Raw genomic sequence first — 25,526 nt, 5'->3', positions numbered from 1 at the left:
GGGAAAACCACCAAAAGTCGCAATAACAGCCATCATGCGAAAGCTCATCGAGATGGCAAACGCACTCATCAAGGCCGAATGGACGCTCAAGGGAAAAAATCCGCGCTTCATCGTCACCTCGCTGGAGCCGAAGGACGTTGAACGGCTTGCCCGATGCTCCAGGCCCGGCGCTTGACGCCGGCCGGTCACCTCGGCGCACAGCCGCACGCCGTCATCCACGAACACATCAGCCATGTGTCGCTGCCTCCGCAAACGGTTCCTTGTCGGACAGCGCGGGCGTGGTGGCGACATGCTTGCGCGCCGGATCGTTGTAGAAGCGGTCGGTCCCGGGCGGGCGATAAATGAATTCACGATCGATCAGGCCGCGCGGCGCCGTGGCGAGACGCCAGTATTCCGCGGCAATGCGATCGGGGTCGAACGGCCCACCGGCTTCGACAATGCCGCAGACGGCGACAACCGCCACATGGACGCCTCTTGGGGCCAGTTCCTTATATAACGAGAAGGACAGGTTCCTTAGCGCAGCCTTGCCGAGCGCCAGCGAGGTCCATTCGGGGTAGGGCTCCAATGCCAGCCCGCCACCGGTGAAGATGATCGCCCCTTCACCACGCGCGACCATGCCCGGTGCGACACGCTGTGCGGCGACAAGCGCGCCGATGACATTCACGTCAAGCTCCCGGCGGATGGTCTCGACATCGAGCGCCAATGGCGCGCGCGGCGCCAGGACCGCGGCGTTGTAAATCAGCGCGGAGCAGGGGCCGGTCTCTGCTTCCAACCCGGCGATCGCTGCCGCGAGTCCGGCAGGGTCTGCGGCATCGGCCGATCGGCTCGCCACGTCAACGCCATGGTCCTGGCACTGTTCGGCCAGTGCTTGGAGGCGCGCCCGGTCCCGCGCAACCAGCCCGACCGCGAAACCGCCGCTGGCAAACCGGCGCGCGATCGCCGCGCCAAGGCCCGGTCCGGCCCCAATGATGATGCATGATCCCATGTCATTTATAACCGGTAAAAGATTGTTAACAATCATGCAAACAGCATCGATTGTCGCAGTCAAGCCCGATGGAGGGGATGCGTGGCGAAGAAACCAAATCTGACTGTTGCGAAGCGAAGCCTCGCCGAATTGACCGCCGATGCCCTGCGCGAGGCGATTGTTTCCGGCGGTCTTCGGCCAGGCAGCCGGCTCACGGAGGTCGAACTCGCCAGGCAAACGGGCGCGAGCAGAGGGACGGTTCGCGAGGCTCTGGCAGCACGTCAGCAGGAAGGGTTGGTCGGCTGCGTGCGCTATAGCGCTTGGTCCGTCGCGCCGCTCGATGCTCTAAAGGGTTCGGGCATGTCGAAACGCGATACACCATTGGCGGGCATCAAGGTCCGATTCCCAGAGAGTTGAAAATTTGCTGAAGATGGTCAATCCTCCACCGGCCGTGCTCGTGCACGCAGCGCGGCCTTGTCGAGTTTGCCCACAGCCGTTCGAGGAAGAGCGTCAGCACGTCTAAAGCGGCACGGTAGTTTGTATTTCGCAAGGTTGGCGGCGCAATGGTCGCGGAGTTCCTCATCGGTTACCGCGCGACCCGGCCGGGTAACGAGATAGGCCAGGAGAACTTCCCCGCGATATTCGTCGGGCACGCCTATCACAGCCGCTTGGTCAATGTCGGGATGCGCGTGCAGGACCTCTTCCACCTCACGGGGATATACGTTGTATCCGCCGGTGATCACCATATCCTTCTTGCGGTCGCGGATCGTAAGAATGCCCGCCTCGTCGATCTCGCCGAGGTCGCCCGTGTACAGCCACCCGTCGCGCAGGGCCGCGGCGGTTTCCTCGGGGCGGTTGCGGTAGCCCGTCATGATTTGCGGACCGCGGGCGCGGATCTCTCCGACTTCGCCCGCCGAAAGTATGTTGCGCCCTTCGACCGGGTCGACGATCTCGATTTCGGTGCCGGGGACGGCGCGACCGACCGTACCCGGCCTGCGCGGCTCTCCCTCGTATTGATAGGCCAGGACAGGTCCGGCTTCGGATTGGCCGTAACCTTCGTAGACCGGGCAGCCGACGGAATCCTCCCATTGTCCCAGGACCGCCTCCGGCAAGGCGGCCGAGCCGGAATAGACGGCGCGCAGCGATGAGACGTCCGACGCGCCGAAACCCTCGAAACCCATCAGGCCCGCAAGGATTGTCGGCCCGGCCGGCAGGCGCGTGACCCGATGTTTCGTGATGGCATCCAGCACCCAGTCCGGACGGTATCGGAGCAAAATCACCAGGCGGCCGCGGCAATTGACCGACAGGTAGAGGCACATGGAGGTGGCGAAGACGTGAAAAAGCGGCATGACGCATAGCACGGTCTCGTCGCCCGAACGCGTCGGCAGCGCGGCTTCCCGCTGTGCGACGTTCACGGCCATCTGCCCGTGGGTGATGTTGACGCCCTTCGGTCGCCCCGTTGTGCCTCCGGTATACTGCAGCGTCGCCAGCGTGCCGGGCGCCGGCAGCGGCGGCAACCCGACCTCCTGTCCGGCCCAGCGGTCGAGCGCCTGGCCGCCCGGGCCGATGGCGATGGCTCGCAGTCCGAGGCGGTCGCGCAGCGGCGCGATCATATCTTCCAGTTCAGGATCGTGCAGCACAAGCACCGGCCGGCAGTCGGTCAGGATATGATCGAGTTCGCGCACCGTGTATTGCGGGTTGACCGGAACCGCCTGACCGCCGGCGGCATGGATCGCGTAGAGCGCCACCGCGCAGTCGAGCGAGTTCCTGGCTATCAACGCCACACGGGCGCCGGTCGCGCCACGCTTTCTCAGTTCCTTTGCAAAGCCTGCGACACACGACAAAAGAGCCCGATAAGTCAGGCGCCTGTCGCCATCGACGAGCGCCTCGGACGCGGCAGCCATCTCAGCGGCCTCTGCCAGCATGTGAACCACCGTTTTATGAGCGGATTGAATGTGCGGATCGATCATGGTCACGTCCTCTCTGTCACATGAGCGCAGGCAGGATCAGGGTAAGCCCGGGAAAGAGGATCAAGGCGATCAAGGCCGCGACGCTCACCAGAATGAACGGCCAGACCCCGCGGAAGATCACGCGCAAATCCACGTCCTGGACGACTGTCTTGACAATGAAGACGTTCATCCCGATGGGCGGAGTGATGAGGCCGATTTCAATGGCAACGATGGTGACGATCCCGAACCAGATGAGGTCGACACCGAGCGGTTCCAGTATGCCCGCGAAGATCGGAACGGTGAGAAGCAGCATCGCCATGCTGTCGAAAACGCAGCCCAGGACGAGGTAGACCGCGCAGAGCGCGAAGACCAGGCCAAGCACGGAGAGGTCATAGCTCTCGATCAAGGCCACCGCGGCGCGCGTCAGTCCGGCCAGGTTGATGAAGTTGGCAAAGATCATGGCACCGAAGACAACGGTGAAGATCATCGCTGTCCTCACCCCCGCCTCGACCATGGCGCCCAGGAAGACGGTCCAGTTGAGGCGGCGCCGGGCGAGCGCGAAGGCGAGAGCGCCGACCGCCCCGATACCGGCCGCCTCGGTCGGGGTGAACACGCTGAAATAGATGCCGCCGAGCACCAGCAGGAAGAGCGCCAGCACCGCCCAGACCTGCCGCAAGGCACGCCAGCGCGCCGCCATTGACCGTCTCTGCGCACGCGGGCCGGCGTCCGGGTGCAGTGCGGTGCTGATCCGGACCGCCCCGAGATAGGATATGATCAGAAGGAGACCCGGCACGACACCGGCGATGAACAGCTTGCCGATATCGGTTTCCGTGAGGATGCCGTAGAGCACCAGCGGCACGGAAGGGGGAATGAGAATACCCAGCGTACCGCCGGCGGCGATGGAGCCGGTGGCCAGGCTGTCGGCATAGCCGAACCGGCGCATCGGAGGCATGGCGACCTTGCCCATCGTGGCGGCCGTCGCCAGGGAACTGCCCGAGACAGCGGCGAAGGCACCGCACGCGGCGATGGTCGCCATGGCGAGGCCGCCGCGCCGGTGGCCAAGCCAGGCATGCGCCGCCGTGTAGAGGTCCTCGGAGAGCTGCGCGCGGTGAATGAACGCACCCATCAGGAGAAAAAGCGGCAATACGGAGAAACCGTAATTGGTGCTGAACTCGACGATCTGCTGGCCTGACATGGCGACGGCCGGTGTCAGCCCGCGCAGGAAAGCGAAGCCGATCAGCCCGACGATCAGAAGTGCGAAACCCAACGGCACGCCCAGGAAGGCAAGGGCGAAAAGCGCGCCGAATCCGATGATCGACTCGATCATGACGCCGCGCTCCGGCCGCGCAGCCGATGCCACAGCAGCGCCGTCTGAACCAGAAGCGCCACCAGGGCCAGCGCCGCCATTGCGAAGTCGAGCCCGGCGAGGGGTAACTCCAGATAGCCGGTTACCTTGTCGTAGCGCAAGGCCGTCCGGCCTTGCAGCACCATGAGCCACGCAACAAGACCAAGCGCCGCGATGCTCACGAGGCTGACACCCACCTGCTGGATGCGGCGAATGGTGCCGCGGAACACGCCGTCAAAGAGGCTGACGACGATATGTTCCTCGCAGGCGCTCACAAGCGGCAGCGCCGCGAAAATGACAAGGGCCAACTGAAACTGCATTATTTCGAAAGAGCCGGCGATGGGCGCGTTGAACAGGTAGCGCAGCAGAACGTCGGCGAAGATCAGCGCCATCATCGAGAAGATCACAAGGGCGACAATCGCGTTCAGGATCCGCTCGAGCCAACGCGGCATGGCAGCGGTTGGGGGACGGTCGTTCGGCACCGGCGGTTCCTTCCCTGGCGTGGTTTCGCGGTTGCGGCAAGGGACAACGGCTTCGCCCCTTGCCCGGCGGCGTTATTCGGAAGCCACCGCCTCATACTGCTGGAGGTAATAGGCGCGCGCCGCCTCGGCATCGACGCCGCGTTCGGCGGCGGCACTCAGCCAGTCGCTCTCAAGCGCCTGGAGCTTGTCGCGAACCGGTTCGAAAAAGCCCGGATCGGCGATGGCCACGGTCTTGCCGTCGGCCCGCATTTGGTCGCGCAGCGGCGGTGTCCGCGAGTCGAGTTCGCCTCCGAGTATCCGCGACCAGGCCTCGCCCGCCGCATCAAGGACCACCTGCCGGTCCTGCGGCGAAAGCGCGTCGAACTTGTCTTCGTTCATGATGAGCGACAGAACCGAGGCGACCAGGCCCTCCGGAAATTCGAGCGCGTGGTTGACTTCGTCGGCGGCATTGAAACCAAAAACGGCGAGGTACTCGGTCATGGTTCCATCGATCACGCCACTGCTGAGCAATTCATGGGCCTGGACCTGAGGCCGCGGGATCGGCGTGGCGCCCAGCGAGGCGAGCGCGTTCGGACCGACCCCCGGCACCGCCTGGATCTTCAGGCCGCTCATGTCGTCCAGCGTCTTTACCTGGGCGTTGCGTGTGAACAGCACCTTGGAACGAAACCGCATCAGGCCGAGCAGTTTCACGCCTTCAAACTCGTTCGCGCCGGAAAAGTATTTTTCCTGCGTGCGCCACAGCGCCACCGAGCCCGGCATGGATTCCTCGCCCGAGCCGGGCAGAGAAGCGACGTTCGGCAGCATGATCTTGTTGCCGAGAAAGGACGGCGACCAGATCGCCAGATCGGCGACGCCGGACTGCACCATCTCAAGCTGCGCGCCCGGCGGTGCGAGCGTCGCCGTGGTGATCTCGACTTGAACCCGGCCCTGGGTCCGTTCTTCGACCGCTTCCTTGAACGGCACGATCCCGTGCGTGTAATAGACGCTCCTCGTCGGCACAAAATTGTTGAAAATCAACGTGGTCTGGCCATGCGCGGCCGTTCCCGCCGCCATGCTCAGAACCACCGTCGCAACAGCAAAACACCGATTCATTCCTGACCTCCCTTTTTCGGGGGCCGGGCGGCCACCCGTTTCGTATTGACCATTTTTTGTAACACGGTTACGTTATTTGAAACAAGCCCGCGATTTCAACGAACGGATTTGAAGAATGAGCACCATCCGGAAGGCCATGACCGTTCTGGGCTGCTTCACCATCGAACAGCAGGAACTGGGCGTGACAGAGATCGGCCGCATGCTCGGGCTCAACAAGGTGGCCGTGCACCGCCTGCTCCGCGAACTGGAGAAGAGCGGGATGGTCGAGCAGAACCTGGAATCGCGCCGCTACCGGCTGGGATACGAATTGCTGCGGTTGGCAAGCGTCCGGCAATCCGGTGCAAACTTGTTGCGCACGGCGATCCCGCATCTGGATGCGCTGCGGGATATGAACGGGGAATCGGTGCACCTTTCCATCATGCGAAAGGATTCGATCCTGCGGCTCTATGTGGTGCAGACCCGGCACTTCCTGAGATATTCCGCGGATGTGGGCGATGAAAGTCCGCTGCACTGTACGGCCGCCGGCAAGGCGCTCCTCGCATTTTGCGATCCTGAGACCTGGCAAGAGCGCATAGAGGCTTCAATCGCGCGGTTTCCTAAATATCATGCGGTCGGTGCGGACATTCTGCGCCCGGAACTCGAAGAGATCCGCAGGACCGGCTACGCGGTGGACGATCAGGTCTTTCTGCCGCTCCTGCGCGCCTTCGGCGCTCCCGTACGGGACGCTTCGGGCCATGTCGTCGCCGCCATCTCCATCGGCGGCGTTGAATCGCGCATCCCCGATGAGCGTTTTCCCCGGATTATTGAGTCCGTGATCGACACGGCCGCGACCGTGTCCCGCGAACTCGGTTTCAGCGATCTGCCGGAGTTGGAGAGCAACGAAAGGACGAAAGAATGAAGATCACCTTCCTTGGAACGGGTGCCGCCTTCCCGGATCCGCTTCGAGGCCAATCCGGCATCCTGCTGACACTGTCCGACGGCCGCCACTTTCTGTTTGATTGCGGGGCGGGCACCACGCGGCAACTCGTCCTGGCCGGGGTCAATCCCGCCGACGTGGATCTGGTCTGCCTTACCCACCTGCACCACGACCATATCTGCGACTATCCGGCTTTCATAATCACCGCCTGGATGTTCGACCGACCCGGCTCGTCCGTTCTATTGGGGCCGGCGGGGGTCAAACACTTCTGCGATCATCTCTTCGAGGACGGCGCGTTCAAGGGAGATTTCGACGCCCGTTCGCACTATGCCAGCCGGCAGGCCAACATCGATGCGATCCGGCCGAAGATTCGCGAGATGCAGCCCGGTATCGTCTTCGAAGACGAGGACATCCGCATCACCGCCGATTTGGTCGATCATATTCCGCGGGAATTGAGCCAGTGCTTTGGGGTAAGGATCGAGGCCGAGGGAAAGGTCATCGCCTTCTCGGGGGATACGGCACCTTGCGATAACATGGTAAAGCTTGCCGAGAACGCGGATCTGCTTATCCACGAATGCACTTTCCCTGAAAGCTTCATCGCTTTTCGCAAACGGACCGGTGTCGGCATTCATGCCCACACAGGTCCCGACGATCTCGGCAAAATCGCCAAACGCGCCGGGGTCAAGCAGCTGATACCGACGCATTTCGGACATTTCGACTCCACCTCGCCAGTGCTGAAACATGCCGCCCGCAACCACTTTCCGGTGGATGAGATGGGCCCGCATCTCTTCGACGAAATGGCGCGTGATATCCGGAACAACTACGATGGTCCTCTGACCTTCGCCCGCGACCAGCTTCGCATCGAACTGTGAACTCCGGCAGAAAGGAGCAACCCATGGAGCTGACCCGCGGCGACGTGGACCAGATCCTTCAACTGATAGATCGCGTCGAGTTCGACGTGATCGACATCGAGTGGAAAGGTCTGAAACTGCACCTGAGCCGCGACCAGGCGGCCGTGCGCGCTCCGGCGCAAGATGCGGTAACGGCGGCCCCTGGCGCGAAGGACAAGCAGCAGGAAGCCGCGCTGCCGGTGACGGAGGAAGAGCCGGCGCCGCAGGCCCAGATCACCGATACCGCCGTGCCCGAAGGCTGCACCGGCGTCAGCGCACCGACGATGGGCACGTTCTACCGCGCGCCGGAGCCCGGGAGCGATCCCTTCGTGACCGAGGGTGCCACGGTGCAGGCAGGCGACACGCTGGGCACCATCGAAGTGATGAAGGTCTTCAGCGCCGTCACGGCCGAGATCGCCGGAACCATCCGCGAGATCCGTGTGGAAGACGGCGCGCTCGTCGAGTACGGGCAGCTCCTTTTCGTGGTCGATCCGGATGGCTAACCTTTACCCGACCCGAGTTCTGGTCGCCAATCGCGGCGAGATCGCCGTGCGCATCATCCGCGCCTGCATCGCGTGCGGGGTGGAGTCGGTGGCGGTGGTCTCCGAGGCTGACCGCGCCAGCATGGCCGCCAGGCTCGCCACGCGCAGCGTGTGCATCGGGCCCGCCCCCGCGCAGTCGAGCTATCTGCGGCCGGAATTGCTGATACACGCGGCGCTGACGACGGGCTGCGACGCTTTGCACCCCGGCTACGGTTTCCTTTCCGAACAGCCGGTGCTGCCGGAACTCTGCGCGCAAAACGGGATCGCTTTCATTGGACCGTCTTCTGAAGTCATTGCCCGTCTCGGCAACAAACTCGAGGCCCGGCGTATCGCCGAGGAGGCGGGCGTGCCGGTGCTGCCGGGCTCGACGCGGATCGATGATGCCGCCATGGCCGCGCAGTTGGCGGGGGAGATGGGTTACCCGGTCCTGGTCAAGGCCGCCGCCGGCGGTGGCGGCCGCGGCATGAAAGTGATCGAGGCGCAGTCGCACCTGGCCTCGGTGTTGCACACCACCGCCTCCGAGGCGCGCGGGGCCTTCGGCGATCCCACCCTTTATCTGGAACGCTTCATCGCCGATGCGCGGCACGTGGAAGTACAGGTGCTGGGCGACGGCAAGGGGCGCGTCCTGCATCTTGCGGACCGCGATTGCTCGCTTCAGCGGCGCTACCAGAAGGTGGTCGAGGAAGCGCCCGCCGCAAAGATTCCGCCGGATGTCCGGAACCGCATGCACCAGGCCGCGTTGCGCATCGTCCGCGCGCTGGACTACGAGAGTGCCGGAACGGTGGAGTTCCTTTACGACAAGGCCGAGGATGCCTTCTACTTCCTCGAGGTGAACACCCGGCTGCAGGTGGAGCACCCGGTGACCGAGATGGTGACCGGTATCGACATCGTCGCCGCGCAGCTCCGTATTGCCGGCGGCGGTGGCTTGCCGGACCTGTCCGACCGGCCTGAGGTGCGCGGTCACGCGATCGAGGCGCGTGTCGCGGCGGAGTCCCCGGAAAACGGATTCCAGCCCTCGCCCGGACGGATTACCCGCTGGGACATGCCCCAGACGGATGGCCTGCGCATCGACACCCATTGCGAGGCCGGGACGCTCATCCCTCCCTATTACGATTCGCTCATCGCCAAAGTGATCGTTCACGCTCCCGACCGCGCCGCCGCGATCGACCGGCTGCGGCGGGGTCTCGAGGCGATGGCGATCGAAGGCATCCGGACCAACCGCACATTCCTGCTGCGCCTCCTGGATGACCCGGATTTCGCCGCCATGACCCACAACACCCGATCCATTGACCGGATGGGCGCCGCGCCGGCGCCCGAGCCCGCCTGAAGGAAAGGTCCGCAGACATGACCGATCAGATTCGCTTCGTGGACACGACCCTGCGCGACGGCCATCACAGCCTGTGGGCGATGGGGATGCGCACCGGGATGATGCTGCCCGTGGCGGAGACCCTGGATGATGCCGGGTTCAAGGCGATCGAGGTTTTCGGCGCCGGACACTTCAGGAAATGCGTCAAGGAGCTTCGCGAAGACCCCTGGGAACGAATGAGGGCAATGTCCGCGCGTGTCACCCGGACGCCTCTGTCATTCATGATGCTGCCGAGTGTGTCGGTCTTCGATGTCACGCCCTACAGTCTCATGAAGGTCTATGTGGAGCAGTTGGCCGCTCATGGAATCGGCCGCATCCAGATCATCGATCCATCGAACGATTTCGATCACCGGCTGCCGCGGCTGATAGAGATGATCAAACAGCAGGGCATGCAGATTGTAATCGGGCTGGTCTACTCCCTCTCGCCCAAGCATACCGACGCATACTACCGCAAGAAAGCGCGGGAAGCGGCGAGCCTGGCGCCCGACGCGCTTTTCATCAAGGACCCGGCGGGTCTGCTGACGCCGGACCGGACGCGCACGCTGGTGCCGGCTGTGTTGAAGGGCGCCAATGACGTGGCGGTTGAGTTCCACGGCCATTGCACGACCGGTCTGATGCCCGCGTGTTATTCCGAGGCAATGCCGCTCGGCGTTGAAGCAGTTCACACGGCGATCCCGCCGCTCGCCGACGGTTCGTCGCAACCTTCGGTCTTCAACACCGTTTCCAACGCCAACCGGCTGGGTATCGAAGCCCCGCTGGACCTGCAGCGGCTGGAGCGCGTGTCGCGCCATTTCGACGAGATAGCCGAAGCCGAGGATCTGCCCAAAGGCGCGCCGGTGCAGTACGACGTGGCGCAGTACGTCCATCAGGTGCCGGGTGGCGTCATTTCCCATCTGCGTCACCAGTTGAAGCAGATCGGCCTTATCGACCGTCTCGACGAGGTGCTTGAGGAGATCGGGCGGGTTCGCGCGGAAATGGGCTATCCGATCATGGTGACGCCCTTCTCGCAGTTCGTCTGCAGCCAAGCCACGCTCAACGTCATCTCGGGCGAACGATACAAGCAGGTTTCGGACGAGATCATTTCCATGGCGCTCGGGCGCTGGGGGAGGGAGGCGGCCGAAAACATCTCCACGGACCTCGCCGACCGGATACGCGCCATGCCCCGGGCCCTCAAGCTCGCCGGCGCCGGTAACGAGGAGCCGGACATAAAGGCAATCCGCGACCGGCTCGGCGGCTCTTCCGTGCCGGATTCCGAGTTGATCCTGCGCTATCTCGCCCCGCAGGCTGAGATCGACGCAATGCACCGTGCCGGGCCCGCCCGAATCTACCAAACCGGCGGCAACCTGATTGTCCGTCTTTTGGACGAGCTTGCAGCACGCGGCCGATTCGATCGGATTGCGCTTGAAATCGACGATGGCCATCTGCGTTTGTCGCGTGGCCCGGCCGCAGGGAGAGTATCGTGACCTATCGTGCCGAAATTCCCTACGGTGCCTACTGGTCCACACCCTTCGCGAAGTGGCAGGGATCCTTCTCAGGCCTGCACAGCATCGAGTTCGCGGCGCATGTCGCCCGTGCCGAACTGGAGCGGCGGGGCATCGCACCCGAGACCTTCGACTATGGCGTTCTGGGTCTTTCGGTGCCGCAGAGGGGCGCTTTCTACGGCCTGCCCTGGTTCATGGGCATGGTCGGCGCGAAAAAGACCGCAGGGCCGACCGTTGCCCAGGCCTGTGCGACGGGAGTCCGCGCTGTCCTGACCGGCGCGCATGAGATCGAGGCGGGCCTCGCCGGCGCGATGCTTGCCGTGACCTGCGATCGAACCTCGAACGGACCCCATCTCTATTATCCGGCGCCGCAGGGTCCAGGCGGCACCGGCATCTGCGAAGACTGGGTTATGGACAACTTCAAATGCGATCCGCTGGGTGGTCATGCGATGCTGGCCACCGCCGAGAACGTCGCGCGCAGAGACGGCTTTTCCACCGGGGAACAGCACGGTCTGGTTCTCCGTCGTACCGATCAATACCGCATGGCCCTGAAGGACGACCATGCGTTCCAGAAGCGCTACATGACCTTGCCTTTCCCGGTTCCCGACCCCGGCTACAAGAGGATCGCGGCCGAGCTTTCGGGCGACGAGGGCGTGACGCTCTCCACGGCGCAGGGTCTGGACCGGCTGAAGCCCGTACAGACCGACGGCACGGTCACCTTCGGCGGCCAAACGCACCCTGCCGACGGCAGCGCGGCGCTGGTTCTCGCTGCGCCGGAGCAGGCCCGCGACCTTAGCCGCGATCCGGCGATCCGTATCCGCCTCCTCGGCTTCGGCCAGTCCCGCGCGGCGCTGGCCCACATGCCGGAAGCGCCCGTTCCCGCGGCAAAGCAGGCACTACACCAGGCCGGCGTCGCTATCACCGACATGGATGCGATCAAAACCCACAACCCTTTCGCGGTGAACGACCTGTGTTTCGCGTCGCTGACCGGTATCGATCCGGCTGACATGAACAATTACGGCTGCTCGCTGATCTGGGGGCACCCGCAGGCACCCACCGGCATGCGCAGCATCATCGAGCTTGTCGAGGAACTCGTTCTTCGCGGCGGCGGTGTCGGCCTCTTCACCGGCTGCGCCGCGGGCGATACCGCGATGGCCGTTGTGATTTCGGTCGAAGACCGCGCCTGAGCGGATATCGAAAGCATCGACCGGAGAAAGGCAACGCTGACCCGGCCATTTGATCCGGTCCGTCAATATGCCGCTGCTGGACCATGCGGCGTGCGGCGTGACAATGAGGCGGCCCTTGACGCGGCCGCGAAGAACGAGTTCCTCGACAAGCTCGATGATGCTGCGCATGCCGGCGGGCCCGTGCGGGTACGCAGATCGGCGAGTTCGCATAGACATCCTCAAAGCGTGTTCCACGTTCCGCAAGCGCATCCAGATTTGGCGTTTTCGCAATTGAGTGGCCATAGCATCCGAGCGCGTTGGCGTTGTGCTCATCGTCCATGATGAGCAGCAGATTTGGGGCGGTCATGAACAAATTCTCGGGAGATCCAAGTTCCAAACGGTCGCGGCCGGCCGGCCTAACGACAGTCCGCCCGATGGATTCAGTTCATTTTGTCAACCATCTCGGAGGCAGCGGCATGGATGTCGGCCATCAAGGCGTTTGAAAAATTCGGCATGTCACCGCTCAGTTTTCCAGCCTTGGACAAGCTTTCGAAAACATCCTCAAAAACTCGGACTTTGCGCGCCGGATCGAAGCTTGGTGTGTAGTCGAAGTCGGCCAGACCCATCTTCAGAATGTCTGCGCTCAGGTCACGACCACGCCTTCGGCCGCTTCATCTCCCCCTACATAAGGGTCGCCAAGAAGGCGGCTATGATGGCCGGGCGCTATACCCACGCCAAGCAGTTCAAGCGCTTCAATCGCCAACTGAAGTTCCTGCGCACCCGGCTCGGCCGCCTGATCCGCGATATCACCCGCAAGATCGGCGACGACGAAGACCTCCATGCCATCTTCGCCCTTGCCCTGATGAAGGCCAGGCAAATCAGCAGCCAGAAGCAGAAACAGCGGGGCTGGAAACTCTATTCCTGGCATGCGCCGGAGACCGAGTAAGGGGTGACGACCGATCGGCAAAGCCGGCGAAAAGGTCCAGTGGACCTTTTCGAGGAAGGAACGCCCGCAGCGCAAGCGAAGGGCTGGTAGCGCTTGCCCCGTACGAGTTCGGCACCAAGGTCTCGATCACGACCACCAACAAACGCTGCAAGGGCGGTCAGTTCATCCTCCACGCCAAGAAGGCATTCCATGGAAGTCCATATGACGGGCACACGCTCAAACAGGTCGTCGAGGAGACCGAGGCGTTCACTGGGCGCCATATCGAACGCATCTATGTCGGCAAAGGTTATCGCGGCCATGACGTGGACAACCCGCTCCGGGTCTTCAAGTCCGGTCAGAAGCGCGGCGTGCACGGCCAAATCAAGCGGGAACTGCGACGACGATCGGCGATCGAGGCGGTGATCGGCCATGCCAAGACGGACGGCCACCTGGATCGTAACTTCCTGCATGGACGTGACGGCGATCGCGCAAACGCAGTGCTCAGCGCCATCGCCTACAACCTGCGCCTCATCCTGAGATGGTTCAGGAGAATTTTGTGCAAAACTATCGCGGAGATCTGGGCTGCAATCACACAAAAATCACCCCTTCAGAACGCTTTTTGAAAGGCGACGAATTCGAGGGCGAACGATGGGTCGATTTTCCCCACCCTTGAAAGGAAGAGGATATTGAACAACAACGGCAAAATCGCCGCGGTCAAATGCTTCAATCTAACCTCATCTCGCTAAACACGCAGGCCGCTATCGGCGTTGAACATGTGTATTCGTGCCGGGTCGATCACCAACCGCACGACCTCGCCCGGACTGACGGCAACGCGACGGCGCAGCAGGACGGTAACGTCTGAACCTCCCACCTGGACCAGAAGCTGGGTGTCGGGGCCGGTGGGTTCGACGACCTCGACTTTGGCGACAACACCTTGGGCGCCGATCTCTATATCCTCCGGGCGCACGCCCAATCGGACGTTGCGCCCCTCCAGCGCGTCACTTGTCGGGGGGAGTGGCAGCCGGGTGCCGTCCGGCATCTCGATTGCGCCATTTTGAACCCGGCCGCTCAGGAAGTTCATTGACGGCGAGCCAAGGAAACCGGCCACAAAGACATTTGTTGGCCGGTCGTAGAGATCGAGTGGCGCGCCTTGCTGCTCGATAAGGCCGGCGCGCATTACAACGACACGGTCAGCCATGGTCATGGCTTCGATCTGGTCGTGTGTCACGTAGATGGTTGTGACCCTCAGCCTCTGGTGAAGCGCTTTGATCTGGGTGCGCATCTCTACCCTGAGCTTGGCGTCCAGATTCGAAAGCGGCTCGTCGAACAGGAACAGGGCCGGATCGCGGACGATGGCGCGACCCGTGGCCACGCGCTGCCGCTGCCCTCCCGACAGTTGCCCGGGATAGCGCTCGAGCAGCGCGCCGAGCCCCAGGATCTCCGCCGCGATACGCACTTTTTCGGCAATCTGAGTCTTGGGAGTGCCGCGCAACCTCAGCGAAAAGCCCATATTCGCCGCAACGGTCAAGTGTGGGTAGAGTGCATAGTTCTGGAACACCATCGCCACATCCCGCTCCTTGGGCGGCAAGCCAGTCACGTCGCGATCGTCTATGGAGATCGTCCCGGCGGTCACGCCTTCGAGCCCGGCAATTATCCGCAGAAGCGTGGACTTTCCGCACCCCGAGGGGCCGACGAGCGCGACGAATTCCTCAGACGCGACAGACAGGTCAATGCCATTCAGAATCTCGTTTCGTCCATAGCGTTTCTTCAGATCGCTGACTGTCACGGTCGCCATGTCAATGCCTTTCTGCGACGCTGTTACTTTACGCCGCCCGAGATCAGCGAGCGCACATAGAGCCGCTGGGTCAACAGGAACGGGATGGTGCCGAGCAGGATTGCGAGGTTTGTGGACGAGAACAGCCCTCCCCAGTTTGTCTCCTCGAAATTGATGTTGCGGGCGATAGCGACCTGCACGACGGCGTAGTCGGGATCGCTTGCCGCGACAATGGGCCAAAAAAAGCTGTCCCACTGTGAAAGGAAAAGCATCAGGCTCGCCGTGGCTATTGTGGGCCAGCTGAGCGGCAGGGCAATACGCACAAAGATGTAGCCCCACGAGGCGCCGTCGACCCGGGCTGCATCGTAAAAGTCACGCGGGATCGAGACGAAAAACTGCCGGAACAGGAAGATGACCATGCCGTTGGCAATTTCGGGCACGATAAGCGCCTGGTAGGAGTTCACCCAGCCAAAGGCTCGTATCATGACGTAGAGCGGCAGTACCGTGGCTTCAAACGGCATCATGAAGCTGGCGATCACAAGCACGAAGAGAATCGTCTTGCCGGGAAAATCGAAAGTGGCAAAGGCGAAACCCGCCATTGCGTTGACGATCAGCCCGAAGACAACGGTGGTTCCTGCAACGATGGCTGAATTCTTTACTGCCAGTGGGAAGTCGGTGTTAAGAAGCGCGCGGTAGTTTTCCAGCGTCAGCCGCGACGGGATCAGGTCTCCCCAGCTGAAATTGCTGACAGGCTGAAAAATTTCGGTCTGCGGACTGAGCGATGCCAGACAAAGCCATGCCAGCGGGGCGGCGATGCAGAACGCAAGAACCGACAGAAGACCGTAGCGCAGGACGTTGCCGAACGGCGAGGGGGCAAGCGGGTCTGTCATGCTCGGTCCTCGGGGCTGCGCAACAAACGAAACTCCAGAACGACAATCACGAGGATGATCAGAAGAAGGATGGTCGAGATCGCGAGTGCCCGCCCCATATCCGAAAACGTGAAGGCGGAGCGGTAGGCCTCGAACATAAGAAGCGATGTGGCCCCGTTCGGACCGCCGCTCGTCAGAATGTAGACGGGGGCAAAGAAAAGGAAGTTGATCGCCGTGTCGGCAACCAGCACGAAAGCCATGGGCTTTCGCATCAATGGGAATGTGACCAGTCTGAAACGCTGCCAGGTTGAGGCGCCATCTATCATGGCGGCTTCCTGCACAGTCGAGGGGATCGTGTAGAGCCCGGCCAGCAGAAATAGCATCCAGTAGCCCGCGCCTTTCCAAGTGGCGATGCCGATAAGCGTGCCAAGCGCTTGGTCGGCTGATCTGTGGAAGGGCTGCGCGCCGAGGCCGATCCACTCCAGAACGCCGTTCAGCGGTCCCAGGTTCGCATCCAGAAACAGACCGAACAGCACCGCGCTGAGCCCTGTCGAAACCGACATTGGCAGCACCAGCAGTGTTCGGTAGAACCAAATTGCCCTTCCAGGCTGAAACACCAGCAACGCAAGACCGAATGCTACGGCCAACTGCAGCGGATTTATGATAAGATTAAACCAGAGAGTAATTTGCAGCGAATGCCAGAAGGCCGGGTCGGCAAAAAGCCATTTGAAGTTATCCAGCCCGACAAAGCTCAATTCGCCCAATAGAGACATGCCCGACAGGCTGCCGGCCGCGGCAACCGCGATCGGCGCCAGTCGAAACACAGCGAGGCCGAGAAGTGCAGGGGCCAGAAAGAGGAATGGTGTTAGGCGCGAATGATACATGGCCTTCCTGGATCGGGGCTTACAGCACGGCACGGGGTCGCCGGCCCGCGAGGCGGCACCGCCCCACTCGCTCTATAGGTCCGTGCGGCGCCATTCGCATCAGCGGTACTTGCGCATCTCGCGATCAATGCTCGAAGCGGCGCGGGAGAGCGTTTCCGACACGTCGGAACCGGTCTGGATGTCCCGCATGGCGGTGCGCAGGAACTCTTCGTACTCGCGGTATCCTGGCGTGATCGGCCGAGGTGTTGCTGTGTTCGCCAACTCATATTTCACGATTTCCCAGGCGGGATCGACAAAGGTGGTTTCAGCGCGCGCCTCCCAAATCTGCTCCAGCGCCGGCGGGTATTGGCGCAGAGAGAAAAACAGATCCATCGCCTCGGGTGTGGACAGCCAGGTCACGAATTGCTGGGCTGCTTCCATGTTTTTGGTGCGGGGATTGATGCCCACGTGCCAGCTTCCGGTGGCCGTCACAGGGGCGCCATCGGCGAAATACGGGTGTGGGGCGACCCCGAAATCCAGGCTCTCGAAGCGCTTGAGACCTTCGAGGTTCCAGGTGCCGCCAACCATCATCGCGACCTGCCCGTTTCCAAACATCTCTTGAACAATACCGCCGTCGAAGGTGCCCGCGGGTGCAACCTTATGGGTCTGGTAGAGATCCTGGTACCACTGCATGGCTGCAATGAATGCTTCGCTGTCGACATAGCCGGTGGCGCGCAGGCCGTCAGGGCTGATCACCTCGGCCCCGTAGCTCTGCGGTACCGGCAGGAGCTGGTAGGGGTTTGTGTTCTCGAAAGCGAACCCGAACTCGGCTGTGTCGCCGGTCAGCTGTTGTGCGATCTCAAGCACCTCGTCCCAGGTCATTCGGTTTGCCGGGTCAGATGACGGCTCGGATATGCCTGCCTCGGCAAACAGGGCCTTGTTGTAGAACAGGACTTGTGACGAAGTGCCAAGTGGCAGAGAGTACAGCATGCCATCATAACTGCCCTGCACCAGCGTCGACGGAACGTAGCGATCGAGTTCGGCCCCCAACATCGTCTCAAGCTCCAGCAAGTGGCCGCGGGCAGCATAGGAAGCGGTCAGCGGACCATCGACAAGAAAGACATCCGGCAATTCGTTTCGAGCCTGCAGCCGAACCTCAAGTGTGTTGAACAGTTCGGTGATTGGCAGGCGCTCATACTCGATCGCGACTCCGGTGGCGTCCTCGAAGGTTTTCATCAGCGGTGCGACCTGTTCGTCCGGCCAGCCCATCCATGGCGCGGAGAGTGAGGACGTCTGGTCTTGCGCAAGTCCGGCGGAGCTGGCCAAAACCGTGCCCACGGCAACGGCCAGAAAATTGAAACGTTGAAGGGTCAGTTGAAGGGTCATTTGCGACATCCCTGTTGTTATAGCCTGACGCGCCCGGCTTTTGGTCTTGCATTTCAGGGCGCGTGCATGCTTTATGCACACGAGTGCATAAAGCACACGAATTCGGTTTCTTCGTCAAGGATAAAATCCTAATGTAGGCTTGGAGGCCACCGGGAAGGGCGCAAGGCGGTAAAGCAATGGCGGGAAGGAAGAGCAGAGTAACGAGGGTCGAGGTGGCCGAACTGGCACGGGCCTCGGCCCCAACCGTATCGCGTGCGCTCGCCGGGGATTCACGAATTTCTGAAGCGACACGCCTGCGCGTCCTCGCCGCCGCCGAAGAACTCGGATACCGGCCGAACCTTATAGCGCGGAGTTTGAGGAAGCAGTCTACCGGCATTATCGGTGTTGTGGTGACCGATCTCGAGAACAGTTACCACGCCCAAGCGCTGCGACTGCTCGTCGACGAACTGGGCGAGAAGGGCTTCGCGCCGTTGGTGTTCTCGTGCAACGCAAAACAGAGCCCCGAGACGGTGATATCTCGTCTTACCGGATTCCAAGTCGACGCGGTGATAGCGCTGGCGGCACCTTTCGATAAGGAGATCGTGCAAAATTGCAGCCGCGGCGGCAAGTCGCTGGTGCTCATGAATCGATACGATGGGCCCGAGCCGGTTGCGACAGTGGTCGGCGACAACTGCGCTGGCGGAGCATTGCTGGCCGATCATCTGATCGCCCGGGGCGCGCGCAGTTTCGGCTATTTCGCGGGCGATGACCGCACGTTGATCAGCCACGACCGCGAAACCGCCTTCACCGCCCGATTGGCCGAGGCGGGCTTCGCCTGCACATCGCGCGCGGTCAGCACATATAGCTACGATGCAGCCAGAACGGCCGCCGCCACCCTTCTTGAGAGCCCGCTCGACGCGGTGTTCTGCGCCAACGATACTCTGGCCTTTGCGTTGATGGACGCCGCGCGGCAGGATTTAGGGATGTCCGTGCCGGACGACCTTATGATCGCCGGCTATGACAATTCCCCCCTGTCTGAGCGGCCGGCCTACGATCTGACCAGCGTGGACCAGAATTTGACCGAACTCGTGACCCGTACCGTCGCTCGGGCGCAGCTATTGGCGGCCGATCGCGGAGGCGCGTCTCCTTCGGAAGTTGTCGTCCCGCGCTTGGTGCCGCGCGGATCCACCGCACCCGGACAGTCAACGGAGTCCTGATGCAGAAGGTGCTCATCGATTGCGATCCCGGACATGATGATGCCACGGCGATCCTATACGCAGCGACACATCTGGACCTGGTGGGAATCACCACCGTCTACGGCAACCAGACAGTTGACAAGACCACGGCCAACGCTCTGTCGTTGGTCACATTGCTGGGGCTCGATGTTCCAGTTGCGCGCGGGTGCGGCAATCCCCTCGTTGGCAAAGTGCGGCATGGTGGCGACGTGCATGGAAAGACCGGAATCGACGGGACCGAGCTGCCTGTCCCCGATCGTGAAGAAGTCGATGTCCATGCCGTTGATTTCATCATCGAAATGGCCTCGCGCTACCGGAACGAACTGGTGCTGTGCCCGATCGGCCCGATGACCAATGTCGGCATCGCGCTGCGCAAGGAGCCACGGCTGGCCAGATGGTTGCGCGGGATCAGCATGATGTGCGGGACCACGCAGGTGGGCAACGTGACGCCTGTTGCCGAATTCAATATCTGGTGTGATCCGGAGGCCGCCGATATCGTGTTTCGCAGCGGCGTGCCTCTGTGGATGGCGGGGCTGAATGTGACGCGGCAAGCGGGTATCTCCGACACCGATATCGCGCGCATCGCGGGGACCGGACGGGTGGGCGACACTTTTGCGGGCCTGTTGTCTTTTTTCCTCAATCGACTGCGTGAAGTACACGGACTTTCGACGGCCTCGCTGCACGATCCATGCGCGCTGGTGCCTTTCATCTGTCCCGAGATGATGACATATCGCCACACGTCTGTCGAGATCGCATTGGCGCAAGGGCCAACGCGAGGCATGACCGTGTGCGACTTCCGCCACCTGACGCCAGCGCCACTGGAAAACATCAAGGCAATGAAGACGCTGAGTTGCCATGTCGGGATCGAGATCGACGGCCCAGCTTTGGTTGAGCATATCGTGTCAGCCATCATTGCCTGGCCCGACCGGCCTGCGTTACCGGTGGCCTAACCTCATCTCGCTTTCGGTCCTTCAGAAATCTCGGGGTTGCATCTGCGCGCCGGTATGATTCTTCCCAAAGTGCTTCGTCAATTTCGTCGGAGAAGGGATCGCGTTACCCGGTCGCTTCAGGCCGATGCACTCCATCCCGGAGTGCAGTCGATAATCTAGGGGCATGGAGGTTCCGGGGCTGGGCGATCGGGGCCGGTTACGCGGTTTGGCGCGAAGGATCGACTTGATTCTGATCACATGATCAGGTAATGATTTCTCCTATCTGATCATACGATCAGATTTTATGCGTTCCAGATCGAGCGATCGGAATGGGTTGGGAGTTCGGATTTTTGAGCAGGTCGGTCAACAGTCAGGTGCAGAACCACGATCTCGTTTCGCGTCGTCGGGACGATATCCTGAAGGCGGCCATCAGCGTGTTCCGCTCGCGGGGCTTCCACGACGCCACGACCCGCATGATCGCGCGGGAAGCGAATGTGGCGCAGAGCAATCTCTACAACTACGTCCAGACCAAGGGAGATATCCTCTATCTGGTCTGCGAGCACCTCGTCGGTCTGTACGAACAGGGCGTTGCCGAGGTGCTGGAGAACCACGCCGACCCGCGCGAGCGCCTTGTCGGAGGGGTGCGGTCCATTCTGCGCATCATGCTGCAGCACAAGGACGAGCTCGTGCTGCTCTACAACGAGACGCACGCTCTTGAGAAAGACGACAGGCGCCAGATTCTGAAATCCGTCTCACGGCTCAACAGCGCCTTTCAGCGCATCGCCGCCGACTATGAGGCGGCGGTCGGGCCGCTACGGGTATCCAACAGGCGGGTCGCAGCCAATCTCATGACATTCGTTCCGGCCATCGTCGCCCTGAGATGGTGGGACCTGTCGACACATGCAGACCCGGACGAGATCGAGGAGCAGATATTCTCCTTTGTCCTGAACGGGCTTGGGGTTGAGGCCGATACAGGCTGATCAGACGCACCACCGGGAGGAGACAATGACATTCAATTTCAAGATGCTTTGCGCCGCGGCGGGATTTGCCGCGATCGGCCTGGCGACGGCGGCGCCCGCATTCGCCCAGGATGACGACATCAGGGAGCGCAGCCTGCGCTTTGCCATGTCGGTCGGAGCGGAGGCGCCCTGGTCGCAGGCCGCGCAGCGGTTCGCCGACAACGTGTCCGAGGCGACGGAGGGCAAGATCGGCATTCGGGTCTTTCCCGACGGTGTTCTGTCCAACGGCAACCAGGTGACCGAATTCGAATTGCTGCAGAACGGCACAATCGACTTCACGTTCCATTCCAGCATCATCCTGTCGATCATCGATCCGCGTTTCGCGTTCTTCTCGCTGCCCTGGATCGCACCGTCGGAGGAAGAATTGTTCGAACTGATCGACGGGCCCGGCCAACAGGTCTGGTCGGTTCTGAAGGAGAAGGGCGTCACGCCGGTCGGCGGATATTCGACCAGCGGCTTTCGGCAGTTGACCAACAATGTGCGTCCGGTCACATCGCCCGCCGATATCGACGGGCTGACCCTGCGTGTGCCCGGTCTGAAACTGTATCAGGCGGTCTTCAAGCAGATGGGCGTCAGCCCGGTTCCGACGAGCTTCGGCGAGCTGTACGGCGCGCTTCAACAGGGCGTTGTCGACGGGCAGGAAAACCCGATCAGCCTGATTTCGGTCAGCCGGTTCCACGAGGTCCAGAACTATATGACCATCTGGAACTATTCCGCGGATGCCATCGGGATCCTGGCCAACAGCACTCTGTGGGCGGAATTGAGCGAAACCGAGCGGCAGATCCTTGCCGATGCGGCGAAAGAGGCGGCTGCCTGGCACCGCGAGGCTCAGGCCGAGGCGAACCGGGCGCTTCTGGCCGAACTGGAGCGCGAGCTGGAGGTGATGACGCTGACCGCCGAACAGATCGCGGCGTTCCGCTCCGAGATGGCGCCGATCTACGAGGAATGGGCCCCTCTCATGGGTGACGACCTGATGGCGTCCGTCTCGAAAGACTGACTGACAAACGGGACGGCCGCCGTGTCGCGGCTGCTCCCATGAAACCGAAGCCGACGTTCCCGGGAGAGTCCAATGCGCCGCCTGGTCGCAGCCGAATACCGCTGTCTCGAACTGGCCCTCATCATTCTCGTTCTGCTGAACGGCGTCAGCATCGCGTCCCGCTATGTCTTTCGCCATGCGCTTGGAGAATTGTTCGAGATCATGATCCTCGGCGGCATCGCGGCTTATTGGGTGGCGATCGCCACCGCCGAGCGGGAAAAGGCCCATCTGGGCGTCGACAGCTTCGTGATGCTGCTGCCGCGCCGGATCAAGGGCGGCGTGCGCCTTGTCAGAACGGCGGTCGTCGCAGCCTTCTACGGCGTCGTCGTCTGGTCGGGAATCCTGCTTGTCCTGCGCCAGATCTCGGGCGGCACGACGGCCGGTCTGATCGATGTGCCGCTTTGGACGATCGCGATCTTCATACCGCTGAGCGCGTCGGTCGCGCTTTGGCGCTGCCTGGTAACGCAACCGCGGAGCGTGCCCGATACCGGCAGGGACGGAGGGGCGATATGAGCGCGACTCTGGTCGTCTTCGCGCTGCTGGCGTTCTTGATCGTTATCAACGTTCCGGTCGCGATCGCGCTTGGCGCGGCCGCGGTCGTCGGTGGCCTGATGATCGAGGGCAATATCGGCTTCGTCGGGTCCATCCTGTTTTCATCCCTGCAGAAGATAGAGCTTCTCGCCATTCCGTTCTTCATCCTTGCCGGCAACGTCTTTGACAAATGCGGGATCATGCGTCGGCTGTTCGGGCTGGTGGATTCGCTGGTCGGGAGGGTGCGCGGGCGGACCGGGATCGTGACCAGCGGTGTTTCCGTTCTCCTCGGCGGCTTGTCCGGGTCGGGGCCGGCGGATACGGCGGCGCTTGGCGCGACGGTCGGGCCGATCCTGCGCGAGCGGGGCTATTCCGGCGGATCGGCGGGCGCGCTGATCTCGGCCGGCGGCGCGCTCGGGCTGGTCATGCCCCCGAGCATCGCCTTCATCCTCTATGCCGTCGCGGTTCCCGGAGTTTCGATTGGCGAGATGTTCGTCGCCGGACTGATCCCGGGCATCCTGATGGGCCTGCTGATCGCCCTCTGCGCCTGGATGATCGCCCATCACAAGGGGTTCGACCGGCCCGAGGGCCATGTGACGTTTCGGGGTGTCGCGACCGCCTTCTCCCGGTCGATCCTGGGGTTGGGTGCGCCGCTGGTCGTGGTCGGCGGCATCTATCTCGGTGTTTTCACACCGACCGAGGCGGCCGGCATCGCGGTGTTTTACGGACTGATCGTCGGCCTGCTGGTGTACCGCGAGATCGGCCTGTCAGACATCGCCCGGATTGCGCGCCGGACGATGATCGATACGGCCGTGGTGTTTTTCATCATTGCCTGCGCTTCGCTGTTTTCCTGGGTCATCACGCTGGACGGGCAGGTCATCGAGTGGATCATGAATTTCGCGGTCGATGTGCGTGGCGAATGGCAGGTGTTCCTGCTTGCCGCGATCGTGCTGCTTGTGGCGGGCCTCTTTATCGACGGCGCGTCGATCTACCTTGTCATCGTGCCACTGCTGATCCCCGCGGTGCACATTCAGGGAATCGACCTGACCTGGTTCGGTGTCTTCGTTGCTGTCGCTGTGGCAATCGGCCAGTTCACGCCGCCCGTGGGCGTCAATCTCTTCGTGGCCGCGCGGGTGCTGAACACCCGCATCCAGGACATCCTGAAGAGCATACTGCCCTTTGTGCTGATATCCCTCCTGGCCTTGTTGCTCATATATCTCTTTCCCGGCCTGTCGACATGGCTGCCGTCGACAATGCCCGGCTGACCCGAACGGAGGCGAACCTGTGTCGCAAGATTGGTATGACGACTCTCTGACATCCTGGCCGGCGCTCCTCGACCGGCAAGCCGCGGCCCATGGGGATCGGACTTTCCTGGCGATGGATGACAGGACAATCAGCTATTCGCGGTTCCGGCGCGAAGTCGACATGCTGGCACGCGGGCTGATGGCCCTTGGCGTGCGCAAAGGCGATGTCGCCGCGATTTTCATGACGAACTCCATCGAGTGGGTCATCTGCCAGTTCGCGATCTACAAGACCGGTGCGATCCTGCTGCCGCTCTACAGCTACTACCGCGAAAGCGAGCTGACCTATGCATTGAATCAGGCGGAGGTATCGGTGCTGATCATGCAGGACCGCTTCCTCGGCAAGGTCGATGCCTGCGCGATCGCAACGGCCTCGATACCGGAGTTGCAAAGCGCCGATGCCGGGACATTTGAAAGCGCCGGGGTTCCGTCGCTTCGCCATGTCATTCGCGTGGGCGCGGGAGAGGAACTGCCCAGCCGCCACAGTCTTGACGAGATCAGGGCGCGGGGCGCGCAGGTGTCCGCGGAAGCGCTGGCGGAGCGGCAGGGCCGGATTTCTCCGTTCGACGTGATGAACATCATGTACACGTCCGGTACGACAGGATTCCCCAAGGGCGGAATGTCGATGCATGTGACGAACCTAGTCACGACACATCAATGGTCGAGGCTTGCGGAACTCGGACCCGAGGACGTGATCCTTTGCCATGTGCCCCTGTTCACGAATTTCGGCGGGCTTTACGGGGCGCCTCTGGGTCTTCGCAATGGTGCCAGGGTGGTCATTACCGAACAGTTCGACGCGGCGCGGTCGCTGCACCTGATCGCGAAGGAGGGCGTCACCTATATTCCCGGAACGCCCTCGATGTTCCGCATGATGCTGGATCATCCGGACATCTCGAACCATGATTTGTCAAGCTTGCGTGGCGGGCATGTCGCCGGCGCGCCGCTGACGGATGCCACGATGCAGGACATTATCGGCGTGCTGGGCGCACGCCGGATCATGCAGGCCTGGGGGTTGAGCGAATGCGGTGGCCTGTCGACCGTCTCGACGGCCGACCATCCGCGGCACAAGCGGCTGACCACGGTGGGCAAGGCGCTGGACAGCGCGGTTCTGCGCATTGTCAGCGGCGATAGCGGCGCGGAGGCGGCGCTGGGCGAACAGGGCGAGATATTGCTGGGCGATGCCCGGCCGGGCTCCTGCGTTGGCAAGGGGTACTGGAAGATGCCCGAAAGGACGCGCGAGGCGATCGACGCTGAGGGCTTCTTTCATACCGGGGATGTCGGCTTCATTGACGAGGACGGCTATCTGCACATCACCGGACGCATCGACGACATGTTCACGGTCGGCGGCTTCAACATCTACCCCGCGGAGATCGAGAAGCGGCTGGAAGAGATGGGGGGCGTGAGCGAGGCTTGTATCGTGCCGGTCGAGGACCGGCGCATGGGCAATCTGCCCGCGGCCTGGATCGTTGCCGACCGCGATGGCGGG

At 62.3% G+C, this 25,526-nt stretch carries 26 protein-coding genes and 1 pseudogene; 15 read left to right on the top strand and 12 right to left on the bottom strand.

The window, feature by feature from the left end; genetic code table 11:
* Together AC5E6N_RS13910 and AC5E6N_RS13905 are read right to left on the bottom strand one after the other, a co-directional pair.
* Positions 1 to 234, bottom strand: a 234-nt coding sequence (locus tag AC5E6N_RS13910; RefSeq protein ID WP_491748368.1) for a hypothetical protein, incomplete at its 3' end; no start/stop codon positions are given.
* Positions 227 to 985, bottom strand: a complete 759-nt coding sequence (locus AC5E6N_RS13905) for an SDR family oxidoreductase (RefSeq protein WP_491748366.1) — start codon at positions 983 to 985, stop codon at positions 227 to 229. The genes AC5E6N_RS13910 and AC5E6N_RS13905, both read right to left, overlap by 8 nt.
* An 81-nt stretch (positions 986 to 1,066) precedes the next feature.
* On the opposite strand from AC5E6N_RS13905, the gene AC5E6N_RS13900 reads away from it, so the two are divergent.
* On the top strand, positions 1,067 to 1,381 hold the full coding sequence (locus AC5E6N_RS13900) for a GntR family transcriptional regulator (RefSeq protein WP_491748365.1): 315 nt from the start codon (positions 1,067 to 1,069) through the stop codon (positions 1,379 to 1,381).
* Between the two features lie 17 nt (positions 1,382 to 1,398).
* Here the strand turns inward: AC5E6N_RS13900 and AC5E6N_RS13895 are convergent, their stop codons facing one another.
* From AC5E6N_RS13895 to dctP, 4 genes are all read right to left on the bottom strand, one after another.
* Positions 1,399 to 2,934: a class I adenylate-forming enzyme family protein gene (locus AC5E6N_RS13895; RefSeq protein ID WP_491748364.1), complete on the bottom strand. Its 1,536-nt coding sequence runs from the start codon at positions 2,932 to 2,934 to the stop codon at positions 1,399 to 1,401.
* Between the two features lie 16 nt (positions 2,935 to 2,950).
* Positions 2,951 to 4,240: a TRAP transporter large permease gene (locus AC5E6N_RS13890; protein WP_491748363.1), complete on the bottom strand. Its 1,290-nt coding sequence runs from the start codon at positions 4,238 to 4,240 to the stop codon at positions 2,951 to 2,953.
* The gene (locus AC5E6N_RS13885) at positions 4,237 to 4,740 is read right to left on the bottom strand and encodes a TRAP transporter small permease (protein ID WP_491748362.1); all 504 of its coding nucleotides are present in this window, start codon (positions 4,738 to 4,740) and stop codon (positions 4,237 to 4,239) included. The genes AC5E6N_RS13890 and AC5E6N_RS13885 overlap by 4 nt, the downstream gene beginning before the upstream one ends.
* Positions 4,741 to 4,812: 72 nt before the next feature.
* Positions 4,813 to 5,832 (bottom strand): TRAP transporter substrate-binding protein DctP, encoded by a 1,020-nt coding sequence (dctP, locus tag AC5E6N_RS13880; protein WP_491748361.1) that lies wholly within the window; start codon positions 5,830 to 5,832, stop codon positions 4,813 to 4,815.
* Positions 5,833 to 5,947: 115 nt separating this feature from the next.
* On the opposite strand from dctP, the gene AC5E6N_RS13875 reads away from it, so the two are divergent.
* From AC5E6N_RS13875 to AC5E6N_RS13850, 6 genes are read left to right on the top strand one after another with little or no spacing between them, the layout of a single operon-like run.
* A complete protein-coding gene (locus AC5E6N_RS13875) occupies positions 5,948 to 6,730 on the top strand; it encodes an IclR family transcriptional regulator (protein ID WP_491748360.1) in 783 nt (260 codons plus the stop codon).
* Positions 6,727 to 7,620 carry an MBL fold metallo-hydrolase gene (locus AC5E6N_RS13870; protein ID WP_491748359.1) on the top strand — a complete coding sequence of 298 codons (894 nt, stop codon included), beginning with the start codon at positions 6,727 to 6,729 and terminating at the stop codon, positions 7,618 to 7,620. The genes AC5E6N_RS13875 and AC5E6N_RS13870 overlap by 4 nt, the downstream gene beginning before the upstream one ends.
* 23 nt (positions 7,621 to 7,643) lie before the next feature.
* Positions 7,644 to 8,141, top strand: coding sequence for an acetyl-CoA carboxylase biotin carboxyl carrier protein (locus AC5E6N_RS13865; protein ID WP_491748358.1), 498 nt, complete (start codon positions 7,644 to 7,646; stop codon positions 8,139 to 8,141).
* Positions 8,134 to 9,507 (top strand): acetyl-CoA carboxylase biotin carboxylase subunit, encoded by a 1,374-nt coding sequence (locus tag AC5E6N_RS13860; protein WP_491748357.1) that lies wholly within the window; start codon positions 8,134 to 8,136, stop codon positions 9,505 to 9,507. The genes AC5E6N_RS13865 and AC5E6N_RS13860 overlap by 8 nt, the downstream gene beginning before the upstream one ends.
* Before the next feature lie 17 nt (positions 9,508 to 9,524).
* Positions 9,525 to 11,009, top strand: a complete 1,485-nt coding sequence (locus AC5E6N_RS13855) for a hydroxymethylglutaryl-CoA lyase-like TIM-barrel protein (protein ID WP_491748356.1) — start codon at positions 9,525 to 9,527, stop codon at positions 11,007 to 11,009.
* Positions 11,006 to 12,214: a thiolase family protein gene (locus AC5E6N_RS13850; RefSeq protein WP_491748355.1), complete on the top strand. Its 1,209-nt coding sequence runs from the start codon at positions 11,006 to 11,008 to the stop codon at positions 12,212 to 12,214. The genes AC5E6N_RS13855 and AC5E6N_RS13850 overlap by 4 nt, the downstream gene beginning before the upstream one ends.
* Here AC5E6N_RS13850 and AC5E6N_RS13845 read toward each other — a convergent pair.
* Both AC5E6N_RS13845 and AC5E6N_RS13840 read right to left on the bottom strand, forming a co-directional pair.
* The gene (locus AC5E6N_RS13845; protein WP_491748354.1) at positions 12,150 to 12,560 is read right to left on the bottom strand and encodes a sulfatase-like hydrolase/transferase; all 411 of its coding nucleotides are present in this window, start codon (positions 12,558 to 12,560) and stop codon (positions 12,150 to 12,152) included. The genes AC5E6N_RS13850 and AC5E6N_RS13845 overlap by 65 nt on opposite strands.
* A gap of 73 nt (positions 12,561 to 12,633) precedes the next feature.
* Positions 12,634 to 12,819 (bottom strand): hypothetical protein, encoded by a 186-nt coding sequence (locus tag AC5E6N_RS13840; protein ID WP_491748367.1) that lies wholly within the window; start codon positions 12,817 to 12,819, stop codon positions 12,634 to 12,636.
* 56 nt (positions 12,820 to 12,875) lie between these two features.
* On the opposite strand from AC5E6N_RS13840, the pseudogene AC5E6N_RS13835 reads away from it, so the two are divergent.
* Positions 12,876 to 13,741: pseudogene (locus tag AC5E6N_RS13835) on the top strand (transposase family protein); the annotation flags it as partial.
* Between the two features lie 119 nt (positions 13,742 to 13,860).
* Here the strand turns inward: AC5E6N_RS13835 and AC5E6N_RS13830 are convergent.
* The 4 genes from AC5E6N_RS13830 to AC5E6N_RS13815 form a co-directional block, all read right to left on the bottom strand.
* Entirely contained in the window at positions 13,861 to 14,913 is a 1,053-nt protein-coding gene (locus tag AC5E6N_RS13830; protein WP_491748353.1) for an ABC transporter ATP-binding protein, read from the bottom strand.
* Positions 14,914 to 14,936: 23 nt separating this feature from the next.
* Positions 14,937 to 15,782 carry a carbohydrate ABC transporter permease gene (locus AC5E6N_RS13825; protein WP_491748352.1) on the bottom strand — a complete coding sequence of 282 codons (846 nt, stop codon included), beginning with the start codon at positions 15,780 to 15,782 and terminating at the stop codon, positions 14,937 to 14,939.
* The gene (locus AC5E6N_RS13820; RefSeq protein ID WP_491748351.1) at positions 15,779 to 16,645 is read right to left on the bottom strand and encodes a carbohydrate ABC transporter permease; all 867 of its coding nucleotides are present in this window, start codon (positions 16,643 to 16,645) and stop codon (positions 15,779 to 15,781) included. Before AC5E6N_RS13820 ends, AC5E6N_RS13825 begins: the two co-directional genes overlap by 4 nt.
* Before the next feature lie 99 nt (positions 16,646 to 16,744).
* The gene (locus AC5E6N_RS13815) at positions 16,745 to 18,010 is read right to left on the bottom strand and encodes a sugar ABC transporter substrate-binding protein (RefSeq protein WP_491748350.1); all 1,266 of its coding nucleotides are present in this window, start codon (positions 18,008 to 18,010) and stop codon (positions 16,745 to 16,747) included.
* A gap of 212 nt (positions 18,011 to 18,222) precedes the next feature.
* On the opposite strand from AC5E6N_RS13815, the gene AC5E6N_RS13810 reads away from it, so the two are divergent.
* From AC5E6N_RS13810 to AC5E6N_RS13780, 7 genes are all read left to right on the top strand, one after another.
* Positions 18,223 to 19,206 (top strand): LacI family DNA-binding transcriptional regulator, encoded by a 984-nt coding sequence (locus AC5E6N_RS13810; protein ID WP_491748349.1) that lies wholly within the window; start codon positions 18,223 to 18,225, stop codon positions 19,204 to 19,206.
* Entirely contained in the window at positions 19,206 to 20,174 is a 969-nt protein-coding gene (locus AC5E6N_RS13805) for a nucleoside hydrolase (protein ID WP_491748348.1), read from the top strand. Before AC5E6N_RS13810 ends, AC5E6N_RS13805 begins: the two co-directional genes overlap by 1 nt.
* A gap of 329 nt (positions 20,175 to 20,503) precedes the next feature.
* Positions 20,504 to 21,133, top strand: a complete 630-nt coding sequence (locus tag AC5E6N_RS13800; protein ID WP_491691549.1) for a TetR/AcrR family transcriptional regulator — start codon at positions 20,504 to 20,506, stop codon at positions 21,131 to 21,133.
* 25 nt (positions 21,134 to 21,158) lie between these two features.
* A complete protein-coding gene (locus AC5E6N_RS13795) occupies positions 21,159 to 22,169 on the top strand; it encodes a DctP family TRAP transporter solute-binding subunit (RefSeq protein ID WP_491748347.1) in 1,011 nt (336 codons plus the stop codon).
* Between the two features lie 72 nt (positions 22,170 to 22,241).
* Complete coding sequence (locus AC5E6N_RS13790; RefSeq protein WP_491748346.1) at positions 22,242 to 22,721, top strand: TRAP transporter small permease; 480 nt, start codon at positions 22,242 to 22,244, stop codon at positions 22,719 to 22,721.
* Positions 22,718 to 24,004, top strand: coding sequence for a TRAP transporter large permease (locus tag AC5E6N_RS13785; RefSeq protein WP_491748345.1), 1,287 nt, complete (start codon positions 22,718 to 22,720; stop codon positions 24,002 to 24,004). Before AC5E6N_RS13790 ends, AC5E6N_RS13785 begins: the two co-directional genes overlap by 4 nt.
* A 19-nt stretch (positions 24,005 to 24,023) precedes the next feature.
* Positions 24,024 to 25,526: AMP-binding protein (locus AC5E6N_RS13780; protein ID WP_491748344.1), on the top strand; the 1,503-nt coding region annotated here is incomplete at its 3' end.

It is taken from the genome of Hoeflea sp. (genome assembly GCF_984452065.1).
This window is presented reverse-complemented; position numbering and strand designations above follow the sequence as displayed.

Bases quoted from the DNA above. Each gene is read 5' to 3' on its own strand.
- AC5E6N_RS13905 (WP_491748366.1), bottom strand. From the start codon at position 985: ATGGGATCATGCATCATCATTGGGGCCGGACCGGGCCTTGGCGCGGCG.
- AC5E6N_RS13895 (WP_491748364.1), bottom strand. From the start codon at position 2,934: ATGATCGATCCGCACATTCAATCCGCTCATAAAACGGTGGTTCACATG.
- AC5E6N_RS13890 (WP_491748363.1), bottom strand. From the start codon at position 4,240: ATGATCGAGTCGATCATCGGATTCGGCGCGCTTTTCGCCCTTGCCTTC.
- dctP (WP_491748361.1), bottom strand. From the start codon at position 5,832: ATGAATCGGTGTTTTGCTGTTGCGACGGTGGTTCTGAGCATGGCGGCG.
- AC5E6N_RS13875 (WP_491748360.1), top strand. From the start codon at position 5,948: ATGAGCACCATCCGGAAGGCCATGACCGTTCTGGGCTGCTTCACCATC.
- AC5E6N_RS13870 (WP_491748359.1), top strand. From the start codon at position 6,727: ATGAAGATCACCTTCCTTGGAACGGGTGCCGCCTTCCCGGATCCGCTT.
- AC5E6N_RS13865 (WP_491748358.1), top strand. From the start codon at position 7,644: ATGGAGCTGACCCGCGGCGACGTGGACCAGATCCTTCAACTGATAGAT.
- AC5E6N_RS13860 (WP_491748357.1), top strand. From the start codon at position 8,134: ATGGCTAACCTTTACCCGACCCGAGTTCTGGTCGCCAATCGCGGCGAG.
- AC5E6N_RS13855 (WP_491748356.1), top strand. From the start codon at position 9,525: ATGACCGATCAGATTCGCTTCGTGGACACGACCCTGCGCGACGGCCAT.
- AC5E6N_RS13845 (WP_491748354.1), bottom strand. From the start codon at position 12,560: ATGACCGCCCCAAATCTGCTGCTCATCATGGACGATGAGCACAACGCC.
- AC5E6N_RS13840 (WP_491748367.1), bottom strand. From the start codon at position 12,819: ATGGGTCTGGCCGACTTCGACTACACACCAAGCTTCGATCCGGCGCGC.
- AC5E6N_RS13830 (WP_491748353.1), bottom strand. From the start codon at position 14,913: ATGGCGACCGTGACAGTCAGCGATCTGAAGAAACGCTATGGACGAAAC.
- AC5E6N_RS13825 (WP_491748352.1), bottom strand. From the start codon at position 15,782: ATGACAGACCCGCTTGCCCCCTCGCCGTTCGGCAACGTCCTGCGCTAC.
- AC5E6N_RS13820 (WP_491748351.1), bottom strand. From the start codon at position 16,645: ATGTATCATTCGCGCCTAACACCATTCCTCTTTCTGGCCCCTGCACTT.
- AC5E6N_RS13815 (WP_491748350.1), bottom strand. From the start codon at position 18,010: ATGACCCTTCAACTGACCCTTCAACGTTTCAATTTTCTGGCCGTTGCC.
- AC5E6N_RS13805 (WP_491748348.1), top strand. From the start codon at position 19,206: ATGCAGAAGGTGCTCATCGATTGCGATCCCGGACATGATGATGCCACG.
- AC5E6N_RS13795 (WP_491748347.1), top strand. From the start codon at position 21,159: ATGACATTCAATTTCAAGATGCTTTGCGCCGCGGCGGGATTTGCCGCG.
- AC5E6N_RS13790 (WP_491748346.1), top strand. From the start codon at position 22,242: ATGCGCCGCCTGGTCGCAGCCGAATACCGCTGTCTCGAACTGGCCCTC.
- AC5E6N_RS13785 (WP_491748345.1), top strand. From the start codon at position 22,718: ATGAGCGCGACTCTGGTCGTCTTCGCGCTGCTGGCGTTCTTGATCGTT.